The sequence below is a fragment of the Blautia marasmi genome (assembly GCF_900258535.1).
GTDB lineage: Bacteria > Bacillota > Clostridia > Lachnospirales > Lachnospiraceae > Blautia > Blautia hominis.
In genome coordinates, this window is sequence record NZ_OIWX01000001.1 from 3,893,142 (window position 1) to 3,913,968 (window position 20,827).

Here is a 20,827-nt window from a genome sequence, read left to right on the forward strand (position 1 = left end):
CGTAAGAAAGCGTACCACGGCCAAGCAAAAATCCCATCGCCAAAGGCGATTATGCATGGATTTTTGCCTGTAACTGTGAGGGTACTGAACAGTTACTAATTAAGATAACTATTCAGCAGCCGGGCATAAATTTCATGGCAATGGGCCATTTTACACGGAGATTTGCTTGTGACTGTGAAGGTTGAACCGTCACTCGTTAAGACAGGAACTATATGTGTGTTTGCATAGGGAAGGATGGTATGTTATGGGTAAAGTGATAGCACTTGGCAGGGAATTTGGAAGCAATGGCAGAAAAATCGCGCAGGATCTGGCAGAGCGGCTGGGCATCAATTATTATGATAAGGATTTGATCACCCTTGCAGCCCAGAAGAAGAACCTTCCGGAAGAGAAACTGGAGGAAGTGGACGAGAAGAGGGAAAGCCCCTGGCGTTATTCTTTTGATGAGAATATGGCTATGGAGCGGCAGTTCCACTATGAACCTCTCAATGATGTGCTTTTCAATGTACAGACAGAGATTATTGAGGAGGCCGCCGAAAAGGAAGACTGTGTGATCGTAGGACGGTGCGCTAATTATATTCTCAGAGATAAACCGGACTGCAGAAGCGTCTTCATCTATGCTCCCATAGAGGCAAGGATCAAGACTATCCGGGCAAGGACCGTCTGGGATGAAAGAGGGGCAGAGCAGCTGATCAAAAAAGTGGATAAACAGAGAAAATATTATTACAACAATTATACAGATGAGAAATGGGGCAGCATGAAGGGATATGATTTATGTCTGGACAGCAGCCGCTTTACCAGGGAACAGATTCTGGAAATCCTGGAGGCCCTCTATCATACCATTTGACAAGGCTGTGAAATACAGGTATAAAATTGAAACTTCTGGAAAAAATAACATGGAAAATAAATACCAGGAGGCAATCGTATGTCTGTAGATTTTAAAGAAAGCATAACAAAAGAAAACCTGATGCGCGCCTTTGCAGGTGAGAGCCAGGCCAGGAACCGTTACACCTTTGCTGCAGCACAGGCCAAAAAAGAACATCTGCACGTTGTGGAGGCTGTCTTCAACTATACGGCTGACCAGGAGCGCCAGCATGCTTACATTTTTTATCAGCACTTAAAAGAGATGGCAGGAGAGACAATTCAGATTGACGGCGGATATCCGGTAGATATATCTCCCGATATTGATAAACTTCTGCGCATGGCACAGCACAATGAATACGAAGAGCACGATGATGTGTATAAGAACTTCGGGGATAAGGCGAAAGAGGAAGGGTTTACACAGATCGCAAATTCTTTCCATATGATAGCAGATATTGAGAAATTCCATGGGGACCGTTTTGGAAAGTTTGCCCAGTATCTGGAGGACAAGAACCTTTTTGTATCTGATGTGGAGACGGGATGGATCTGCCTGAAATGCGGTTATGTTCACTGGGGGAAAGAAGCACCAAAAAAATGTCCGGTGTGCTCCCATGACCAGGGATATTTCATCCGCCTGGAGCTCTCACCATTTGCACATTAAACGTGGTATTTAGAAGATATGATCAAACCCTTTGGGAGTCCTCCTGAAGGGTTTTTTCGTTACAGAAAAAAAGAGATATCTGAGCAATAGGAAAGAGTCATCCGAAGTTTACATTCCGAATGACTCTTTTAATCTGATGTGTCCATGGGACTTTACCTTCCTTGTTTTATTATGAGTTAAATCGTTAAGTTCTTGGTGGTCCGTACCGTCCTTTCTTTTGTATTATGAGTGGTAGTTTACGTTTTCGGTGGTATCAGTCCTTTCTGTTTTTATTTTGTTCTCTCTTTGTTTATGAATTCATTATAACAGTCATGTTTGTATTTGTCAATAAGTAAAATGAAAATTTATGGATAAAAATATTTGAAACTGTAAATAGATTGAAAATTATTATATAATCTGAAAATTATAAAAGATTGAAACAATAGGAACCCGCGATAAATCCTGTGGGCCATGTGGAAAATCAGAAAAAATCGTGCTATACTGTGCATAGCTGTTTTACGGACAAACAAAGTACGGAATGAATACGGCAAAGAGCATGGCAGGAGAGGATATCAGATTGATGGACACAGACGGGTTTTCGACACTTACTAATAATCTAGGATTTCAAGAATCCTTTATTTAAGCCATTTGTGGCTTATTTTTTTGTCAAATTTTAACAATATATTTGTTGTATGGGGTTGTATTATATCTTATTTCGTGCTATAATAGAATAAAAACGAGGGTTTTCGGGTATGAAACTGTATTACGACAGAAATTCCAAGGATCCCACCTACTTCATACAAATGGGTATCCGCAACGGAAAAAAGACTACTACTAAAAATGTGAAACGGATCGGAAAACATTCCGAACTGCTGGCTATCACGGACGATCCCTTCACTTATGCAAAAAAACAGGTTGCTCTTTTTAATGAGGAGTACAAAAAAGGAAAGGCAGATCTCAGCTTTAAAATTGACTTTTCCCAAAAGCTTTCCCATACTGCTGATACGGCCTCCAAATCCGCTCTTCTTAACGTGGGTTATTTTACCCTGCAGCAGATCTATCATGACCTGGGCGTGAAAACTTTTCTTATGGATATTCAGAATGATTCCAAAGTCACTTTTGACTGTGACAATATCAACCGGTTCCTCACTTTTGCAAGAATCCTTGAACCACGTTCAAAACTTGGTACTTTTGACAGGCTTTCTTCCTACTACGAACAGCCCTCCTTTGATTACCAGCACATCCTCCGTTTCATGGATCTTCTTGAAAATAACTATAGCGGCTATCTGGAGCAGCTTTATCATGGCAGCTTCAACGTCCTCAAACGCAATACCTCTGTATGCTATTTCGACTGCACCAACTACTACTTTGAATCGCAGCATGAAGATGGGGAATATGTCGATGAAGTAACTGGCGAAATACTAAAGGGACTGCGCCGCTACGGTCCTTCCAAGCAGCACCAGCCCTCCCCCCTCGTACAGATGGGACTCTTTATGGATGGGGACGGCATCCCCCTCTCCATGTGTATCACACCTGGCTCTGATAACGAACAGACATGTGCAGTCCCATTGGAAAAAAGGATCACAAAGATGTTTCAGGGAAAGCCTTTCATCTATTGTGCAGATGCTGGTCTTGGCTCCTACGACATAAGGAAATTTAATTCCCTGGGCGGACGTGCCTTTATTGTCACACAGTCTGTCAAAAAACTCTCCGATGTTTTACAACAGGCTGTATTCAATGATCATGGTTACAGGCGGTTATCCGATGGTTCCTCCATCACCATTGAGGAAATGAAGACCTTTGACCGCTTCAGCCAGGACAACCTTTCTTTATATAACGATAAAGTCTACAAAATCCTGACTGCTGACCGGGCAGTAGACACAGGACTGTATGAAGAAAGAGTCTATAAAAACGGGAATACGAAAATGGTCAAGTCGAAGGGGCTGCTTAAGCAGAGGGTTATTGTCACTTTTTCCAGAAAGATGATGGAATACCAGCGTCATATCCGCAATTCACAAATAGAGCGGGCAAAAAATATCCTTTCCCATTATCATGTGGAAGACGTAAAAAAAGGTCCCCATGATGTGACAAGGTTCATCAGACGGACTTCCACTGGTAAAAATGGTGAGAAAGCTTCTGACCATTATGAGATCGACCTGTCGGTCATCGAAAACGAAGAAAAGTATGACGGTTACTACGCTGTGGCTACCAACCTTGCTGATGATGCAGAAAACATCCTGAAAATCAGTTCACAGAGATATAAGATTGAAGACTGCTTCCGGGTACTGAAAACAAACTTTGAGGCCAGACCTGTACATCACCGGAAACGGGAACGGATCATTGCACATTTCATGATCTGCTACACGGCGCTTCTGATCTACCGTCTGTTAGAGAAAAAACTTGATCAGTACGGCACACATTTTACAACAGATGACATTCTGGAGACTTTAAAAAACATGAATGTCGCAAACACGCAGGATATGTTTTATACAGCCACTTACACAAGCAGCGAGGTCTGCACTGCCCTGAATGGAATATTTGATCTCGGCCTGGACAAAAAATACTACCAGCCTAAAGAGCTGAATCAAAAAATAAAAAAAATCACCTAAGAANAGGATATGTTTTATACAGCCACTTACACAAGCAGCGAGGTCTGCACTGCCCTGAATGGAATATTTGATCTCGGCCTGGACAAAAAATACTACCAGCCTAAAGAGCTGAATCAAAAAATAAAAAAAATCACCTAAGAAGGATTCCATACAACATTTTTTTCAAACTAAGAAGAGAAGAAAACCCAGTATTTATGAGGGTTCTCTTCTCTTTATTCTTTTTCAAGTGTCGAAAACGGGATTATAACAGTCATGTTTGTATTTGTCAATAAGTAAAATGAAAATTTATGGATAAAAATATTTGAAACTGTAAATAGATTGAAAATTATTATATAATCTGAAAATTATAAAAGATTGAAACAATAGGAACCCGCGATAAATCCTGTGGGCCATGTGGAAAATCAGAAAAAATCGTGCTATACTGTGCATAGCTGTTTTACGGACAAACAAAGTACGGAATGAATACGGCAAAGAGCATGGCAGGAGAGGATATCAGATTGATGGACACAGAATTTCATATTCGCAAAGCAAAGGATAAAGATATAGATGAGATCATGGCCCTGTATGAACAGGCAAGGGCGTACATGGCAGAGAACGGAAACCCGGGGCAGTGGACAAACGGTTATCCGGCAAGGGAAGACGTGGAAACGGATTTGAACCGTAATGTGTTATACATCTGTGAGTCATCGGATGGAATAGAAGGAGTTTTTATGTACTGTATAGGAGAAGAACCCAATTACCGAGAGATAGAGGGTGGGTGCTGGTTGAATGAGGAGCCTTATGGATTCCTGCACCGGATCGCTTCCGCAGGCAGAAAAAAAGGTGTGGCAACGTTTTGTGTACAGTGGTGTCTGACTCGGTGCAAAAACATGCGGGGTGACACACATCAGAAAAATAAGACCATGCAGAGAGTGTTTGAAAAAAATGGTTTCAAACCCTGCGGAACTGTATATATGGAAGACGGAACACCGAGAATCGCATACCAGAAGGAGATGGGATCATGAAAAATGCTGTGTTGGAGACAGAACGCCTTGTGCTCAGAAAGCTGTGTAAGGAGGACCAGGCTTCTTTAAACAAAATGCTGCAGGATGCGGAGGTAATGTACGCCTACGCCCATGCTTTTTCGGATGAGGAAGCCCGGGAATGGCTGGATCGGCAGTTAGAGCGTTACAGACAGTATGGTTTTGGATTATGGGCTGTTATCTTGAAGGAGACAGGAGGATTCATCGGACAGTGCGGCCTTACCATGCAGGATTGTGAGGGCAGACAGGTGCTGGAGGTGGGGTATTTATTCTGCAAAGAGTTTTGGCATCATGGATACGCTACAGAGGCAGCCAGGGCCTGCAGGGACTATGCTTTTGAGACATTAAAGGCGGAGGAAGTATATTCTATCATCCGGGACAGCAATACGGCATCCCGGAATGTGGCAGGGAGAAACGGCATGAAAAAGGCAGGTTCCTTTGTTAAGTATTACTATGGGATCCATATGCCCCATGACTTGTTCCGCATCACTAGAGAAGAATACGAGGCAATGGAGAAATAAGAGATGAAAAATGTATTATGTTATGGAGATTCTAATACCCATGGATATGACGGTGTGACCGGAAACCGTTTCCCATGGGGAGTGCGCTGGACCAGTCTGGTGCAGGAGGCCCTGAGGGAGGAAGGGGTACGGATCATCGAGGAAGGCCAGAATGGGAGGACAACGGTTTGGGATGATCCCATTGAAGGCACGAAAAATGGTCTGCAATACCTGATCCCCTGCCTGGAAAGCCACAGTCCCCTGGATGTGGTGGTATTAATGCTTGGGACAAATGATATGAAACAGAGGTTTTCCCTGACTGCCGCCGATGTGGCCGCAGGGGCGGAAAAACTGGTTAAAACCATAAAGATGTATTTTCGTGAAGATCGTGAGCCTATGCCGGAAATTTTGCTGATATCCCCTTTAAAGATCAGAGAAGAAATTATAAGTCACAAATTTTCGCCCATGTTCGGCGGGGAGCGTGCAGTGAGAATATCAAATGAGCTGGCCGGTTATTACAGAGAGGCGGCCAGGCAGCAGGGCTGCGCTTTTTTGGATGCCGCGGCAGTGACACTGCCCTGTGCGGAGGATTCCGTCCATCTGGATCCGGAGGGGCACAGAGCGCTTGCCGGGGCTGTAACAGAAAAATTGAGGGAGATCCTCCGGGAAAGGAAGTAAGGGATTTGAATAATTTAGGAAGAAATGACGCGTGCTGGTGCGGAAGCGGAAAAAAATATAAGAAATGCCATGGACCTTTTGATGATAAGCTGAACCATCTGCAGTCCCAGGGCAGGATCGTACCGAAGCGTGAAATCATTAAGACGGCAGAACAGATCGCGGGTATCAAAAAAAGCGCTGAGATCAATGTTGCCATATTGGATTATGTTGCGGAACATATCAAAGAGGGGATTTCCACAGCCGAGATTGACCGCTGGGTATATGACATCACCACAAAGGCCAATGCCGTGCCGGCACCCCTTAATTATGAGGGATTTCCAAACAGTGTCTGCACCTCCATCAACAACCAGGTGTGCCACGGCATTCCGTCGGAGGAGATCGTACTTATGGAGGGGGATATCATCAATGTGGATGTATCCACGATCCTGAACGGATATTATTCTGATTCCTCCAGAATGTTCTGTATCGGTGATGTGGGACAGGAGAAAGAGCGTCTCGTGCAGGTTACAAAGGAATGTGTGGAGAAAGGGCTTAAGCAGGTAAGACCCTGGGGATTTCTGGGGGATATGAGTCAGGCAGTCCATGAACATGCAGAGAAAAACGGCTACAGTGTGGTGAAGGAGATTGGAGGCCACGGTATTGGGCTGGAGTTCCATGAAGACCCGTGGGTGGGGTACATTGGCAGGGCTGGCACCGGTATGGTCATGGCGCCGGGGCTGCTGTTTACTATAGAACCCATGGTGAATATGGGGGCCAGTGAGATCTTTATTGATGAGGATGACGGGTGGACGGTTTATACAGAGGATGGACTGCCTTCCGCACAGTGGGAGATCATGGTCCTTGTGACCGAAAACGGCCCGGAGGTCCTGGCATGGTAAAGACAGCCGGAAAACGGGTGAAAATTTATCAATGGACCGAGAACGGACTGGATATCCAGGTGACGAAAAAAGCCATTCGCAATATGTATCTGCGTGTGGGGGCGGACGGAAGTATCCGGGTTTCCGCGCCTCTTAAAATGCCGGAGTGCGATATCAGAAGATTTATCCGGGAGAGAATGGATTGGATAGAGGAACATCGGAAGAAGAAGGGCCAAAACCTGCCCCCCTGGGAAATATACGAAGGTCAGGATCGGGAGGCAAAAAAACAGGAATGCAGAATGCGTCTTGAAAAAATACTGCCCCGTGTCATACAGGAGTGCGAACAGAAAGTGGGAGTCCACGCAGAGGAGTGGCGTCTGAGGGATATGAAAACCAGATGGGGAACCTGCAATGTGGAAAAAAAGAGGATCTGGCTCAATGTCTGGCTGGCGGAATATCCGGAAGAGTGTCTGGAATATGTGGTCACTCACGAACTGGTGCATCTTCTGGAGCGGGGGCACAACGGGATTTTTTACGGATATATGGATGTGTTCTATCCTCGGTGGAAAGATGTGAAAACCCGCTTAAACAGCGGGGTGCAACCGTAAGTTTACATGGAATTATTCAAAAGCAGCAGAAAATTGGCACAGCAGGCGGTCTCCTATGCGGAATTGCTTATATTGTGCTGGGACAGAAAAAATAGAAAAATGGAGGAAGACACATGAGTCTGGCAATTGCGACACTGAAGAAGGGGGAAGGACGTTCCCTGAAAGCGGGAGGTCCGTGGATATACGATAATGAGGTGGCCAGTATCCTGGGAAGTTTTGAGAATGGGGATATGGTGATGGTACACGATTTTGACGGTTATCCCCTGGGAAGAGGGTTTATCAACACCAACTCCAAGATCAGGATCCGCATGATGACACGAAGATCAGAGCAGGAGATAGATGAGGGATTTCTGCGAAAACGGGTGAGGGATGCCTGGGAGTACAGGAAAAAGACAGTGGATACCGGCAGCTGCCGTGTGATCTTCGGTGAGGCGGATTTTCTGCCCGGACTTGTTGTGGATAAATTTTCTGATATTTTGGTGGTGCAGTCCCTGGCGCTGGGGATTGACAGGCTGAAAGGGAAGATCCTGGAGCTTTTGAAGGAGGAGATGGCGCAGGACGGCGTAGTCATCCGCGGCGTTTACGAGCGCAGTGACGCCAAAGTGAGAAGGCAGGAAGGGATGGAGCTTGTCAAAGGGTTTATGGGGGAACCTTTTGATACCAAAGTGGAGATTTGTGAGAATGGAGTAAAATATCTGGTTGATGTGGAGGATGGTCAGAAGACCGGTTTTTTCCTGGATCAGAAGTATAACAGGCTGGCGATTCAGAGATTATGCAAAGGAGCAAAGGTGCTGGATTGTTTTACACACACAGGGTCATTTGCTTTGAATGCAGGGATCGCAGGTGCAAAGAGTGTGTTGGGAGTGGATGCTTCCGAACTGGCAGTGGAGCAGGCCAGGGAAAATGCCGCGCTGAACGGGCTGTCAGAGACAGTGAAATTTGTGTGTGAGGATGTGTTTGAGCTGCTTCCCAAGCTGGAGGAAGAGGGGAAGAAGTTCGATGTGGTGATACTGGACCCGCCGGCGTTTACCAAGTCCCGGAATTCTGTTAAGAATGCGGTGAAAGGGTATCGGGAGATCAATCTGCGGGCTATGAAGCTGGTGAAGGACGGGGGGTTTTTGGCGACTTGTTCCTGTTCGCATTTTATGTCTTATGAGATGTTTACACAGACCATCGGGCAGGCCGCAAGGAATGTGCATAAGAGGCTGCGGCAGGTGGAGTATCGGACGCAGGCAGCGGATCATCCCATACTTTGGGCGGCGGAGGAGTCTTATTATCTGAAGTTTTATATTTTTCAGGTGTGTGAAGGGTAGGAGGGAAAAAGAGGATGGACGGCAAGGGAAGCAAAGGACCGGGGGAAGGAAGAGTTATCCAGTCCTCTGTATCCCTTGCCTGGTATTGGCCGGTTTGTGAAGGGAGGGTGGTGATTTAGAATGCGTATAGGAATTTTTTGATAAAAATTGTCAAAAAGCGTTGACAAGGGGAAGATTACGTGATAATGTTTAAATTGCTTATATGACTGACGGAAGTGGAATAAACCACAGGGAGTATAAGCGTAGGAAGCCGACCGTCTGGGCAAGTATGTTCAGAGTGTGGGCTTTTTTTGTTGTTATGTTTTATTAGGGTAAAGTTGCCGATGGATTGGCAGCAGATGATTATGGTCAAAATGAGAAGGAGAAGGAATTCATGAAAATGTTATCACTTGAGAATGAATTGAGAGAAAATGCATACCCTGGAAGGGGAATTGTTATTGGTAAGTCTGAGGATGGTACAAAGGCAGTTACGGCATATTTTATCATGGGCAGAAGTGAGAACAGCAGGAACCGTGTGTTCGTGGAAGAGGGAGAGGGTATCCGCACCCAGGCATTTGACCCGTCTAAGCTGACTGATCCCAGCTTGATCATATATGCACCGGTACGTGTGATTGGCAATAAGACAATTGTAACGAACGGTGACCAGACCGATACGGTCTATGAAGGTATGGAGAAGGGGATCTCTTTTGAGCAGTCCTTAAGAACTCGTGAGTTTGAGCCGGACGGCCCTAACTATACACCGAGAATCTCCGGTATTATGCAGGTGGAGAATGGAGCATACCATTATGCCATGTCTATTCTGAAGAGCAGCAACGGAAGTCCTGAGGGATGTAACCGTTATACATTCACTTATGAAAATCCGACAGCCGGGGAAGGACATTTTATCCACACTTATATGCATGACGGCAATCCGCTGCCAAGTTTTGAGGGAGAACCGAAACTGGTAGGAATCCCAAATGACATTGATGGGTTTACAAAGAATGTTTGGGAGAGCCTGAATGAGGACAATAAAGTGTCTCTGTTTGTGCGGTTTATTGATATTGAAACCGGAAAGTATGAGACAAGGATCATAAATAAAAACAAATAAGTAAGAAGCATAGAGGAGAACAGGAATATGAAAGAATTAGCGTTAAAGTACGGATGTAATCCGAACCAGAAACCTTCCAGAATTTATGTTGCTGACGGCAGCGAGCTTCCTATTGAAGTTCTCAGCGGCAAGCCGGGATATATTAATTTCCTGGATGCTTTTAATGGCTGGCAGTTGGTGAAAGAACTGAAAAAGGCTACCGGACTTCCGGCTGCAACTTCTTTTAAACATGTATCACCGGCAGGCGCGGCAGTTGGGATTCCCATGTCAGATGTACTGAAAAAGATTTACTGGGTGGATGATATGGGTGAATTATCACCGCTGGCATGTGCTTATGCAAGAGCAAGGGGCGCTGACAGAATGTCCTCTTTTGGTGACTTTATTTCCCTGTCTGATGTGTGTGATAAAGACACAGCTATGCTGATCAAGAGAGAAGTTTCCGATGGTGTGATCGCTCCGGGATATACAGAGGAAGCACTGGAAATACTGAAACAGAAGAAAAACGGCAATTATAATGTGATCCAGATCGACCCGGATTATCAGCCGGCTCCGCTGGAACATAAAGAAGTGTTCGGCATCACATTTGAGCAGGGAAGACAGGAACTTCCTATTGACGATGCGCTGCTTTCCAATATTGTGACAGAGAATAAAGAAATCCCGGCAAACGCGCTGATGGATCTGAAGATATCTCTGATCACACTGAAATATACACAGTCTAATTCCGTCTGTTTCGTAAAAGACGGACAGGCGATCGGTATCGGCGCAGGCCAGCAGTCACGTGTACACTGTACCCGTCTGGCAGGCCAGAAGGCTGATAACTGGTGGCTGAGACAGTGCCCGAAGGTGCTGGATCTGCCTTTTATCGACGGTATCCGCCGTGCTGACAGAGATAATGCCATTGATGTTTACATCGGTGAGGAATACATGGATGTTCTGGCTGATGGGGCCTGGGAAAAGATTTTCAAAGAGAAACCGGAAGTGTTCACACGTGAGGAAAAACGTGCATGGCTTGACAAACTGACGGATGTCACATTAGGCTCTGATGCATTCTTCCCGTTCTCAGACAATATCGAGCGCGCCAACAAGAGCGGCGTTAAATATATCGCAGAGCCGGGCGGCTCCGTACGCGATGATGCAGTGATCGAGTGCTGCAATAAGTACAATATGGCGATGGCATTTACAGGCATACGTCTGTTCCATCACTAAATAATTTCGCCTCCGCTTTGGGCAGAGATAGGACCGGGTTTCCGGTTTTATCCCTGCCTTTATTTTATTGTCAGCGGGGAAGCCGGGGATTTTTTGGGGAGGAATAGGTGGGGATGTCCGCCTGGGTCTGACAGCATGGGAATATGATAAATCAAAGTTACTGTTCACAGGCCACTGTACCGGGAGGCGTTTTCATGCCAGAAGCATGAAAATCCCGAGGCAGCCAGCGCCATATGGGGCAGAATGCTCCATATCTGTGCATCGTGAAGCGTGTTACCGGACACGGAGTGAACAGTAACAAATCAAAGAAATTTGAAGGAAAAAGACATGAATTTCACTTGTAGTCTATACGGTTCTGACTTATAATGAAGTCACATAATGCACAATCACAAGAGGAGGAAAACAAGAGATGGAAGGCATGATGAAAGTAGCAATAATGACGGATATCCAGAAGATGGATTTTGAAGAAAGACCCATCCCGCAGCCAAAGGACGACGAAGTTTTGGTAAAGCTGGATTATGTGGGAATCTGCGGCTCGGACCTGCACTATTATGAGACAGGGGCTATCGGGGATTATGTGGTAAAACCACCATTCGTACTGGGCCATGAGCCGGGCGGCGTTGTAGTGGAAGTGGGCAGAGAGGTAAAGCATCTGCAGGTTGGTGACCGTGTGGCTTTGGAGCCGGGAAAGACCTGCGGACAGTGCGAATTTTGTAAAGAGGGCAAGTATAATCTCTGCCCGGATGTAGTATTTTTCGCAACTCCGCCGGTTGACGGTGTGTTCCAGGAATACGTGGCACATGAGGCGAATCTCTGCTTCAAGCTTCCGGACAATGTAAGTACTCTGGAGGGCGCGCTGATCGAGCCTCTGGCAGTTGGATTCCACGCCGCGATCCAGGGAGACGCCCATCTGGGACAGAAGGCAGTAGTCGTGGGTGCAGGCTGCATTGGCCTTGTTTCCATGATGGCATTGAAGGCCAGAGGTGTCAGCGAAGTTTACGTTGTTGACGTGATGGACAAACGTCTGGAAAAGGCCATGGAGCTGGGAGCTACAGGCGTTATCAATGGCATGAAAGAGGATGTTGTAGAGAAAGTAAAAGAACTGACCGGCGGCAGGGGAACGGATCTGGTGATTGAGACTGCAGGCGCAGAAGTGACATCCAGACAGGCAATTCTCATGGCCAGAAAAGGCTCTACCATTGTATTTGTGGGATACAGCAGGACAGGGGAAGTAACACTGCCTATGAGCATTGCCCTTGACAAGGAGCTGACCTTTAAGACCGTGTTCCGCTATCGTCATATTTATCCTATGGCGATCCAGGCTGTTGCGGATGGCAAGATCAATCTGAAGGGAATCGTGACGGATGAATTTCCGCTGGATGAGGCGGATAAGGCGATGGAGTTCTCTATGAAGAATAAGGCGGATATTGTTAAGGCTGTTATTAAGATCCATGAGTAATAAAATAGTCAACAGATATATGTTTTTCTGATTTAAGTGCTTCTTACGGCAAAGTGTAGATAAGAGCAGAGTTAATACAGTGTGAAAGCATATAAAGCGAGTGGCATGTTGGCCGCTGCATTTAGGAAACCTAGGTGCAGCGGTCTTTTTGCGTTGTGAATTCACGGTACAAAGGTAAAAAAGTAGGATATTCCTTGGAAATCGAAAAAACCATGTGAAACATATGAAACAAAAATGAAACAAATGAAACAATATTGACATTTTACACAGCTGTTTTTATAATGAGTCTCATAAAGTTAGTTGAAAAGCACAAGGAAAATGTGGAAAAATTTGGTTAAAAGCATATATTGCACAAAAGAGAGGTGATGAAAATGGGGCAACCATAAGAGATGTAGCAAAAAAAGCAGGAGTATCACCGGCTACTGTTTCAAGATATTTTCACGGAAAGAACATTGTGACAACAGAAGCTGCAAAGAGAATTGAAGAAGCTGTCCGGGAACTTGCATATACACCTGTGTATAAACAAAAAAATCCCGGTGTCATAGCTGTTCTGATACCGAACCTGAAGCTGGCATATTTCAGTGAGGTGTTGAAAGAACTGCTGGAAGCTGTGCCAAGATACGGATACAGAATGGTATTTATCCCTGTTATGGAACGGGGGGAGGCGTACAAACAGTTTTTTAAAGAGCTGGACATCACGGGAGTCATTTATCTGGAGGAAAATGCAGACCAGGATATGCTGAATTACATAGCTGCAAAAAATATCAAGACGGTTATGTTCGGGGCTATCAGTGCTGACAAGAGATGTAAGATGATTCATATCAACGATTTGGCAGCCGCACATGAAGGGGCCAGATTTCTGCTTGATCTGCAGCACGAACAGATACTGATCTTATCCGATCATCCTAAGAGCATCAGTTCCGGATTTCAGCGTATTACAGGTTGTAAGAGAGCTTTTGAAGAATACGGTCTGGAGTTTGATGAAAATAAAGTGAAGTATGGGGAATTGACATATGACAGCGGTTACCGGATGACAGCGCAGGCGATCAGAGAGGGAGTATCATTTACTGCTGCCTTTGCATTCAGCGATGAAGCAGCGCTGGGAGTAATTAGTGCATTATCTGAAGTGGGGCTGAAAGTCCCGGAGGACGTATCTGTGATGGGATTTGATGGAATCAGTTTATCCAGACAGGTGACACCAAAACTGACTACGATCAGCCAGCCTATTAAAAAAATGATAGAACAGACTTTGGATACGTTCCAGAATCAGAAAAAGGAGGAAAATATAGAAATTACATTGCCCTATCGGCTGGAACAGGGAGATACCTGTATTATCAACCGGAAATGTAAAGCAATAACAAAGGAAACTATAAAAGAGAATAAAAACACGGAAAGATGAAAGGTATGGAGGTACAAAATGAAAAAAAGAATGTGTATGATGCTGGCACTCTTAATGGTAGGTTCTCTGGCGGCCTGTGGGAACTCCCAGACAGATGCAGGTAAAGACGAGGCAAAAAAGGAAAACAGCTCAGAGAAGACAAAAATATCATTTGCCCTTTGGGATGAAGTGCAGAAACCGGTATTTGATGAGATTGTGGAGAAATTCGAGACGGAAAATCCGGATATTGATGTGGAACTACAGCTGACGCCGTGGTCACAGTATTGGACCAAGCTGGATGCAGCCATGGGTTCTGACAGTGCAGCAGATGTGTTCTGGATGAATACATATCTTCCAAAATACGCGGAGGCCGGTGTTTTGGAACCATTGGACGAATATATTGAGAAGGACAAGATAAATATGGATGACTATGTAAGTGTTGTAAAAGATGCTTACAATTACAACGACGTACAATATTGTATGCCGAAAGGAATGGACACCGTACAGGTCTTCTATAACAAAGGTATTTTTGAGAAATACGGTGTGGAGGAACCGCAGGCAGGGTGGACCTGGGAAGATATGAAGGGTCTGGCAGGACAGTTAAAATCTAAGATTGAAGAAGCAGGCTCCGATGAATATCCGATTTTGATGGAACTGGATCCGCAGCCATCTTTCTTTAATTTTATCAACCAGTCAGGAGGTTATGTTCTGAGTGATGATATGAAGAAGGCAGGATTTGACCAGGAAGGAACCATAAAGGCATATACAGATATGGTGTCGCTTATGGATGAAAACCTGATGCCCGGAAGTGAAGTGCTCTCCGATACAAAGGGAACAGATCTGTTTCTGTCCCAGAAGGGAGCGATCCTTTTTATGGGCTCCTGGAAAACGGCAGTCATCGATGAGGCAAGCTTTGCAGAACAGGTGGGAACCATTGCCATGCCCGCAAAGGAAAGCGGAAATCAGAGTGTCATCGGCGGTCTTGGCTATGCGGTGAATTCCAGCAGCAAAAATAAAGATGCAGCTTGGAAACTGGTGAAATATCTGGCAGGAGAGGAATCCAATAAAATGCAGGCAGAGGCAAAGATCGATGTCCCTGCACTGATCAGTGCACAGCAGTATTACAAAGCAGAACATGTGGATGTAAATGTGATATTTGATGTGGCAGAGACAGGATTTCCTTTCCCAACGTCATCCAGTGTGGCAGAATGGCTTCCCACTGTAAATGAAATCTCAGCAAAGATATTTGCAAAGGAATTGACTCCGGAAGAAGGATGTAAACAGATGCAGGAAGCAACACAGAGCGCTTTGGACAGCGAATCATAAAAAGGAGTGGAAGTGCTGCACAGGACTGATCCTGCAGCACTTCCGTTTTTAAAAATGACAGGAGAGGGTGTTTGATGAAAAGACAGAAAAAAGGTTCCCTGAGGCGCCGGGAGATAAGGACAGGATACCTGATGATCGCGCCGCTGATGGCAGGGGTGATCGTGTTTTTTATCGGTGCGTTTTTTCAGAACGTTTATTATAGCTTTACAAACAAGTCCAGTTTTGGAACGCCAAAGTTTGTGGGGATGGAAAACTATGTGAAGCTATTCCAGGATGACGCATTTTATCAGGCGTTTCTTAATACCATTCTGTATGTAGTCATCTGCGTGCCGCTGGTGGTGATACTGGCTGTGCTGCTGGCTGTTTTGCTCAATTCCAAAGTAAAGGGAATCGGAGCCTTCCGGGTCTGTATCTTTCTGCCGGCCGTCACTTTGCCGGCTGCGATCGGACTCTTGTGGAAATGGCTGATGAATTATAAATTTGGTATTTTCAATGAAATACTGGGGAAATTTGGAGTGGAGCCAGTGGCCTGGCTGTCGGATTCCCGGATTGTGTTATACTCTATTTCCATAGTATTTATCTGGGCCAGCGTGGCTTATCAGGTGATCGTGCTGCTGGCCGGATTACAGGGCATTCCGGTTTGCTATAGGGAGGCATCCGAAATTGACGGGGCAAACGGAGTACAGAGGTTTTTTAAGATCACACTGCCGTTGCTGTCCCCATCCATTTTCTTTGTTTGTGTCACAACGGTCATAAATGTATTTCAGATCTTTGATTTTATCTACCTGATGATTCCTCAGGGAAGCAGCGGAACAGAGGCATCCAGGTCTCTGGTCACTTATTTCTTTGAGCAGTCCTTTGTGAAGTTCCATAAGGGCTACGGTGCAGCGATCAGCTTAATGCTGTTTCTTCTGATTCTGGCAATCACGGCAGTACAGATGATATGCCAGAAAAAACTGGTGTTTTATGATGATTGATGCGCAGCAGGACGCGGAAAGGAGAATGGAATGATGAAAAAAAGAAAATGGCCGGTGTATCTGCTGCTCGTCCTATGCGCTGTTGTGACAGTGGGTCCGTTTCTATGGATGATCTTGACTTCCTTTAAGTCATACGAGGAGAGCATTCAGATACCGCCTACGATTTTTCCGAAAGTTTTTACAATGGGAAGTTACCAGGAAGTTGTAGATAAATTTCCATTTTTTAATTTTTATGTGAATACGTTTTTAGTTCTTTTATTTACCATAGGGATAGAGCTGCTGATCTGCTCCATGGCTGCCTATGCGTTTGCCAGACTGCATTTTCCGGGCAGGGATGTGATCTTTATTGTGCTTCTGGCACTCTTAATGGTTCCGGGACAGATATTTCTGGTGCCCAATTATGACATTATGGTGAAGCTGCATCTGGCTGATACCGTGACGGCTCTGTGGCTTCCGAAAATCTTCAGTGCATTCGGAACATTTATGCTGAGGGAGTTCTTTAAAGGGCTTCCCAGAAGCCTGGATGAGGCTGCTATGCTGGACGGCTGCGGATTTTTCCAGATTTATTACAGGATTTTACTGCCGCTTTTAAAACCTGCGCTGTCATCTCTGGCAATACTGACCGCGATTTCTACATTCAAGGATTTGATGTGGCCGCTGATCGTGAATAACTCTATGGATAAGATGACTTTGTCAGCCGGATTGGCTATGTTGATCGGAGAACATACAACATATTATCCCCAGGTTATGGCAGGCGGAATTATCGCTATACTGCCCATGATCATCATTTTCTTTCTATTCCAGAAACAGTTTGTGGAAGGGATTGCCACAACAGGCGTAAAACAGTAAAGGAGGCATTGTATGATTGATATCTTGGCAGTCTGTGCACATCCGGACGATCTGGAGGTCTGCGCAGCAGGAATCTTTGCAAAGGCAAAAGAAGAGGGAATGAAAACAGGACTTGTAATTTGTACAAGAGGAGAATCAGGAGGTTATGCACAAAAGCGCGAGAGAGAAGAGGAGGCGGCAGAAGCTGCTCGGATACTGCAGCTTGACTATTTTGCCATGCTGGACTTTCCGGATGCCGGTGTATATTTTTCAAAAGAAGCAGTGGATGCTCTGATACCACATCTGAGAAAGTGCTCTCCACGGTTTGTGCTCACACTCCTGGAGGAGGATTATCACCCTGACCACACAGCGGTGTCAAAAATAACAAAGGCAGCCTGCTTTACCGCGGGTCTCAAAAAATATTCAGATGACGATACAGACTGGCACTATGATGCCCTGCTCTTTTTCGGGGCGGACAACAGGACCAACCGGCGCAGACCTGATATCTATGTGGATATCTCGGATGTCATAGAGACGAAGAAACGTGCCTGCATGGCGCACAGCTCCCAGGATGTGCTGCCTTATGCTATGAGTCTTGCCAGGGAATACGGGAGAGATGCAAAGACAGAATATGCGGAAGGTTTGTTTTTAGGACACAGTATCACTGTGGATAGTCTCTCGGATCTTATGAGAAAGAAATCTGGTGTATAGACATACGCTTCGGGGAGGAATGCAGAGTGAAAATTGATTATTACCAAAAGGCCCGGGAGGCAGAAGCAGAGATAAAAAGTTATTATATCCATCTCCACAGACATCCGGAACTCTCGGGACAGGAACATAAAACACAGGAATGGATTCTTGGGCAGCTGAAAACATGGAAGGTAGAATGCAGGTCCTGTGCAGACACCGGAGTGTATGCTGTCATCAAAAGCGGGAAACCCGGGCATACCGTTGCCCTCCGGGCGGATATGGATGCTCTGCCGGTCAAGGAGCAGACAGGTCTTGCATGGCAGTCTGAGAATGCGGGGGTGATGCATGCCTGCGGGCACGATGTCCATATGGCTGTACTTCTTGGATGTATCAGGATTTTACAGGAGTGCAGAGACTGTCTGCACGGCAATATAGTCTTTTTATTCCAGCCCTCCGAAGAACAGCAGGGAGGTGCCAGACGTATGATAGAAGAAGGAGCCATGGGTGATCCAAAGCCGGAATTTATAGCTGCGTTTCATGTCTGGCCGCAGAGAGCAGGCAGTATAACCTGCATGCCGGGCCCTGTTATGGCACAGCCTGATGCGTTTGGCATTGAGATAAAAGGAAAGGGAGGCCACGGGGCATCTCCCCATCTCTGCAAAAATCCCATTCCCGCAATGGCCGCACTGGTGAATGCCATTGGAAATATTACAGCCGATGCTGTATCTGCCCAGGAGACAGCAGTGGTGAACATTTGCCGGATACAGTGCGGTGAGAAGTACAATGTTGTAGCAGAGACCGGATATCTGGAAGGCACCATCAGGACCTATGACGCAGATGTGAGGAAGAAGATCATACACCGCCTTGAAAAACTGACAAAATCTATATCGGAAGCCTGGGAAATGGAAGGAACATACCATATGAGTTCCGGTTATCCTGCAACGGTAAATGACAAAACAGCGGCACACTGGGCAGCCCGCGTGCTGCAGGAGAAGCTGAAAGGGGCGGAGATTCTCACAGAGGGGGAACCGGCTATGCTGGGAGAGGATTTTTCATATTTCGGTGCGCAGTGCCCGTCCTTGTTTCTGCGGCTGGGCTGCTGGAAAAAAGAAGAGACAAAGCGGTATAACCTTCACAGCAGTTGTTTTGAGATTGATGAATCCATATTGGCAGAAGGTACGGCTGCATTCTGTGTTCTGGCATCCGAATTTGCAGAAAAGGGGTTTGAGACAGATGAAGACTATTGAGATGATATACAGAGTTACATGCAGACACTGCAGACAGGCTTTTGGTCTGATAGAAGAACTGCGAAGAAGTAATGAAAAATATGAAAAGATTGAGATGCGCTTTCTTGACACAGAGCGGGATAAAGAGTTGCTGGAAGACAGGAAATTCACCTATGTCCCCTGCTTTTATATAGAAGGCGAAATGGTAATGGAAGGGGTACCGACAAAGGAGAAGATAGAGGCGGTATTCGTACAGGCACTTCAGGATACAAAAAGCAGAGTAAGAAGAGACATAATCTGCAATAAACTGCTGAGAGAGGAAATTATGCTGGCTCTTGGCTGTACGGAGCCGGGAACCATTGCCTATGCGGCGGCATGTGCAAAAGAGATTCTGGGAGATATTCCGGAATATATGGAAATATGTGTCAGCGGTAATATATTAAAAAATGTAAAAAGCGTTATTATACCCAACACCGGAAACCTGAAGGGAGTGGCAGAAGCTGCCTTCTGCGGAATCGTGGGAGGTAATCCCAAACGTAAACTGGAAGTTCTGAATACACTCACTGCCGATGATGCAGATATGGTGAGAAAGCTGGTGCGGGCGGAGAGTACATACAGTATTCATCTGGCGGAGGTGGAGGAACCTCTGTATGTGCGCATTGACCTGCAAAAAGGGGAGCATACAGCCCAGGTAGAAATCCAGAAGAGCCATATTCATATAACAAAAGCACAGAAGGACGGCAGGGATATCACAAAGCAGTATCAGCGCCGGGAGTGTGTTGGCAGTACACAGACCTATGAGAATGATCTGAAATTAAAAGATATATATGATTTTACAGGTGAAACCGGGATAGAGGAGTTAAAGGATATTCTGGAAAAGCAGATTGCCTGCAACCGGAAAATTGCGGAAGAAGGAATGAAAAACGATTATGGGGCAAAGGTGGGTAAAAATCTTCTGCGTTTACACAAAGAGGAAGACACTGCGGTGCTGGCAGCTTATGCGGCAGCAGGAAGTGATGCCAGAATGGGTGGCAGTGTTCTGCCTGTAGTGGCAAACTGCGGCAGTGGAAACCAGGGAATCACCATTGCTGTACCCATATCTATCTATGCGGAAAAAAAGGATAAGAGCCGGGATGCATTGTACCGTGCGATGATTTTTGCAAATCTTATTTCTATCTATATAAAACGCGGAATCGGAAAGCTTTCTGCTTACTGCGGAGCAGTCAATGCCGGATGTGCTGCGGTCTGCGGGATTGCATATCTGGACCAGGCGCCGTTGACAGTGATGGAGGATATTATCACAAATACACTGGCTACTATATCGGGTATGCTCTGCGATGGTGCAAAGCCCTCCTGTGCCGCAAAAATAGCCATGTCTGTGGAGACGGGACTTCTGGCTTATGAGATGGCGAAAAATCAGTGCCGCTTTATGGAGGGAGAGGGCATTGTAGGAAAAAATGCAGACGAGACCATTGAGGCAGTGGGCAGAATCGGAAAAGACGGCATGAGAGAGACAGACAGCAAGATCTTGGAAATTATGATGGGAAACTGAAGGAGGAAGGCTT

19 protein-coding genes and 1 riboswitch are annotated in these 20,827 nt (G+C 45.7%); all 19 genes read left to right on the forward strand.

Annotated features, from left to right (window positions below; genetic code table 11):
* The first annotated feature begins 244 nt into the window (after nt 1-244).
* The 19 genes from C6P39_RS16840 (at nt 245) to C6P39_RS16930 (ending at nt 20,814) form a co-directional block, all read left to right on the forward strand.
* Nucleotides 245-844, forward strand: coding sequence for a cytidylate kinase-like family protein (locus C6P39_RS16840; protein WP_095171369.1), 600 nt, complete (start codon nt 245-247; stop codon nt 842-844).
* A 78-nt stretch (nt 845-922) separates the two neighbouring features.
* Complete coding sequence (gene rbr, locus C6P39_RS16845) at nt 923-1,519, forward strand: rubrerythrin (RefSeq protein ID WP_104804556.1); 597 nt, start codon at nt 923-925, stop codon at nt 1,517-1,519.
* Between the two features lie 731 nt (nt 1,520-2,250).
* A complete protein-coding gene (locus C6P39_RS16850; protein WP_104804557.1) occupies nt 2,251-4,107 on the forward strand; it encodes an IS1634 family transposase in 1,857 nt (618 codons plus the stop codon).
* Between the two features lie 500 nt (nt 4,108-4,607).
* A complete protein-coding gene (locus C6P39_RS16855) occupies nt 4,608-5,111 on the forward strand; it encodes a GNAT family N-acetyltransferase (protein ID WP_104805970.1) in 504 nt (167 codons plus the stop codon).
* Complete coding sequence (locus tag C6P39_RS16860) at nt 5,108-5,650, forward strand: GNAT family N-acetyltransferase (protein ID WP_104804558.1); 543 nt, start codon at nt 5,108-5,110, stop codon at nt 5,648-5,650. The genes C6P39_RS16855 and C6P39_RS16860 overlap by 4 nt, the downstream gene beginning before the upstream one ends.
* Nucleotides 5,651-5,653: 3 nt before the next feature.
* On the forward strand, nt 5,654-6,307 hold the full coding sequence (locus tag C6P39_RS16865; protein WP_104804559.1) for an SGNH/GDSL hydrolase family protein: 654 nt from the start codon (nt 5,654-5,656) through the stop codon (nt 6,305-6,307).
* A gap of 5 nt (nt 6,308-6,312) precedes the next feature.
* Nucleotides 6,313-7,185: a methionyl aminopeptidase gene (locus tag C6P39_RS16870; RefSeq protein ID WP_104804560.1), complete on the forward strand. Its 873-nt coding sequence runs from the start codon at nt 6,313-6,315 to the stop codon at nt 7,183-7,185.
* Nucleotides 7,179-7,772 carry a M48 family metallopeptidase gene (locus C6P39_RS16875; protein WP_104804561.1) on the forward strand — a complete coding sequence of 198 codons (594 nt, stop codon included), beginning with the start codon at nt 7,179-7,181 and terminating at the stop codon, nt 7,770-7,772. The genes C6P39_RS16870 and C6P39_RS16875 overlap by 7 nt, the downstream gene beginning before the upstream one ends.
* Nucleotides 7,773-7,885: 113 nt before the next feature.
* Entirely contained in the window at nt 7,886-9,085 is a 1,200-nt protein-coding gene (locus tag C6P39_RS16880) for a class I SAM-dependent rRNA methyltransferase (RefSeq protein ID WP_104804562.1), read from the forward strand.
* Between the two features lie 192 nt (nt 9,086-9,277).
* A riboswitch (ZMP/ZTP riboswitch) is annotated at nt 9,278-9,356 on the forward strand.
* A gap of 102 nt (nt 9,357-9,458) precedes the next feature.
* Nucleotides 9,459-10,172 carry an IMP cyclohydrolase gene (locus C6P39_RS16885; RefSeq protein ID WP_104804563.1) on the forward strand — a complete coding sequence of 238 codons (714 nt, stop codon included), beginning with the start codon at nt 9,459-9,461 and terminating at the stop codon, nt 10,170-10,172.
* A gap of 27 nt (nt 10,173-10,199) precedes the next feature.
* Nucleotides 10,200-11,378 (forward strand): phosphoribosylaminoimidazolecarboxamide formyltransferase, encoded by a 1,179-nt coding sequence (locus C6P39_RS16890; RefSeq protein WP_104804564.1) that lies wholly within the window; start codon nt 10,200-10,202, stop codon nt 11,376-11,378.
* Between the two features lie 409 nt (nt 11,379-11,787).
* Nucleotides 11,788-12,837, forward strand: coding sequence for an NAD(P)-dependent alcohol dehydrogenase (locus C6P39_RS16895; RefSeq protein WP_104804565.1), 1,050 nt, complete (start codon nt 11,788-11,790; stop codon nt 12,835-12,837).
* A gap of 346 nt (nt 12,838-13,183) precedes the next feature.
* Nucleotides 13,184-14,236, forward strand: a complete 1,053-nt coding sequence (locus C6P39_RS16900) for a LacI family DNA-binding transcriptional regulator (RefSeq protein WP_104804566.1) — start codon at nt 13,184-13,186, stop codon at nt 14,234-14,236.
* 18 nt (nt 14,237-14,254) lie between these two features.
* On the forward strand, nt 14,255-15,541 hold the full coding sequence (locus tag C6P39_RS16905) for an ABC transporter substrate-binding protein (protein ID WP_104804567.1): 1,287 nt from the start codon (nt 14,255-14,257) through the stop codon (nt 15,539-15,541).
* 74 nt (nt 15,542-15,615) lie between these two features.
* Nucleotides 15,616-16,518 (forward strand): carbohydrate ABC transporter permease, encoded by a 903-nt coding sequence (locus tag C6P39_RS16910; protein WP_104804568.1) that lies wholly within the window; start codon nt 15,616-15,618, stop codon nt 16,516-16,518.
* Between the two features lie 33 nt (nt 16,519-16,551).
* On the forward strand, nt 16,552-17,367 hold the full coding sequence (locus C6P39_RS16915; protein ID WP_104804569.1) for a carbohydrate ABC transporter permease: 816 nt from the start codon (nt 16,552-16,554) through the stop codon (nt 17,365-17,367).
* A gap of 12 nt (nt 17,368-17,379) precedes the next feature.
* Entirely contained in the window at nt 17,380-18,057 is a 678-nt protein-coding gene (locus tag C6P39_RS16920; protein ID WP_104804570.1) for a PIG-L deacetylase family protein, read from the forward strand.
* 26 nt (nt 18,058-18,083) lie between these two features.
* Nucleotides 18,084-19,283 carry a M20 metallopeptidase family protein gene (locus C6P39_RS16925; RefSeq protein WP_158661599.1) on the forward strand — a complete coding sequence of 400 codons (1,200 nt, stop codon included), beginning with the start codon at nt 18,084-18,086 and terminating at the stop codon, nt 19,281-19,283.
* Nucleotides 19,270-20,814 carry an L-serine ammonia-lyase, iron-sulfur-dependent, subunit alpha gene (locus C6P39_RS16930; RefSeq protein ID WP_158661600.1) on the forward strand — a complete coding sequence of 515 codons (1,545 nt, stop codon included), beginning with the start codon at nt 19,270-19,272 and terminating at the stop codon, nt 20,812-20,814. The genes C6P39_RS16925 and C6P39_RS16930 overlap by 14 nt, the downstream gene beginning before the upstream one ends.
* The last annotated feature ends 13 nt before the right edge of the window (nt 20,815-20,827 follow it).

What these genes read in the sequence shown, in the direction of transcription:
- C6P39_RS16840 (WP_095171369.1), top strand. Translation starts at nt 245, where the DNA reads ATGGGTAAAGTGATAGCACTTGGCAGGGAATTTGGAAGCAATGGCAGA.
- rbr (WP_104804556.1), top strand. Translation starts at nt 923, where the DNA reads ATGTCTGTAGATTTTAAAGAAAGCATAACAAAAGAAAACCTGATGCGC.
- C6P39_RS16850 (WP_104804557.1), top strand. Translation starts at nt 2,251, where the DNA reads ATGAAACTGTATTACGACAGAAATTCCAAGGATCCCACCTACTTCATA.
- C6P39_RS16855 (WP_104805970.1), top strand. Translation starts at nt 4,608, where the DNA reads ATGGACACAGAATTTCATATTCGCAAAGCAAAGGATAAAGATATAGAT.
- C6P39_RS16860 (WP_104804558.1), top strand. Translation starts at nt 5,108, where the DNA reads ATGAAAAATGCTGTGTTGGAGACAGAACGCCTTGTGCTCAGAAAGCTG.
- C6P39_RS16865 (WP_104804559.1), top strand. Translation starts at nt 5,654, where the DNA reads ATGAAAAATGTATTATGTTATGGAGATTCTAATACCCATGGATATGAC.
- C6P39_RS16875 (WP_104804561.1), top strand. Translation starts at nt 7,179, where the DNA reads ATGGTAAAGACAGCCGGAAAACGGGTGAAAATTTATCAATGGACCGAG.
- C6P39_RS16880 (WP_104804562.1), top strand. Translation starts at nt 7,886, where the DNA reads ATGAGTCTGGCAATTGCGACACTGAAGAAGGGGGAAGGACGTTCCCTG.
- C6P39_RS16885 (WP_104804563.1), top strand. Translation starts at nt 9,459, where the DNA reads ATGAAAATGTTATCACTTGAGAATGAATTGAGAGAAAATGCATACCCT.
- C6P39_RS16890 (WP_104804564.1), top strand. Translation starts at nt 10,200, where the DNA reads ATGAAAGAATTAGCGTTAAAGTACGGATGTAATCCGAACCAGAAACCT.
- C6P39_RS16895 (WP_104804565.1), top strand. Translation starts at nt 11,788, where the DNA reads ATGGAAGGCATGATGAAAGTAGCAATAATGACGGATATCCAGAAGATG.
- C6P39_RS16905 (WP_104804567.1), top strand. Translation starts at nt 14,255, where the DNA reads ATGAAAAAAAGAATGTGTATGATGCTGGCACTCTTAATGGTAGGTTCT.
- C6P39_RS16910 (WP_104804568.1), top strand. Translation starts at nt 15,616, where the DNA reads ATGAAAAGACAGAAAAAAGGTTCCCTGAGGCGCCGGGAGATAAGGACA.
- C6P39_RS16915 (WP_104804569.1), top strand. Translation starts at nt 16,552, where the DNA reads ATGAAAAAAAGAAAATGGCCGGTGTATCTGCTGCTCGTCCTATGCGCT.
- C6P39_RS16920 (WP_104804570.1), top strand. Translation starts at nt 17,380, where the DNA reads ATGATTGATATCTTGGCAGTCTGTGCACATCCGGACGATCTGGAGGTC.
- C6P39_RS16930 (WP_158661600.1), top strand. Translation starts at nt 19,270, where the DNA reads ATGAAGACTATTGAGATGATATACAGAGTTACATGCAGACACTGCAGA.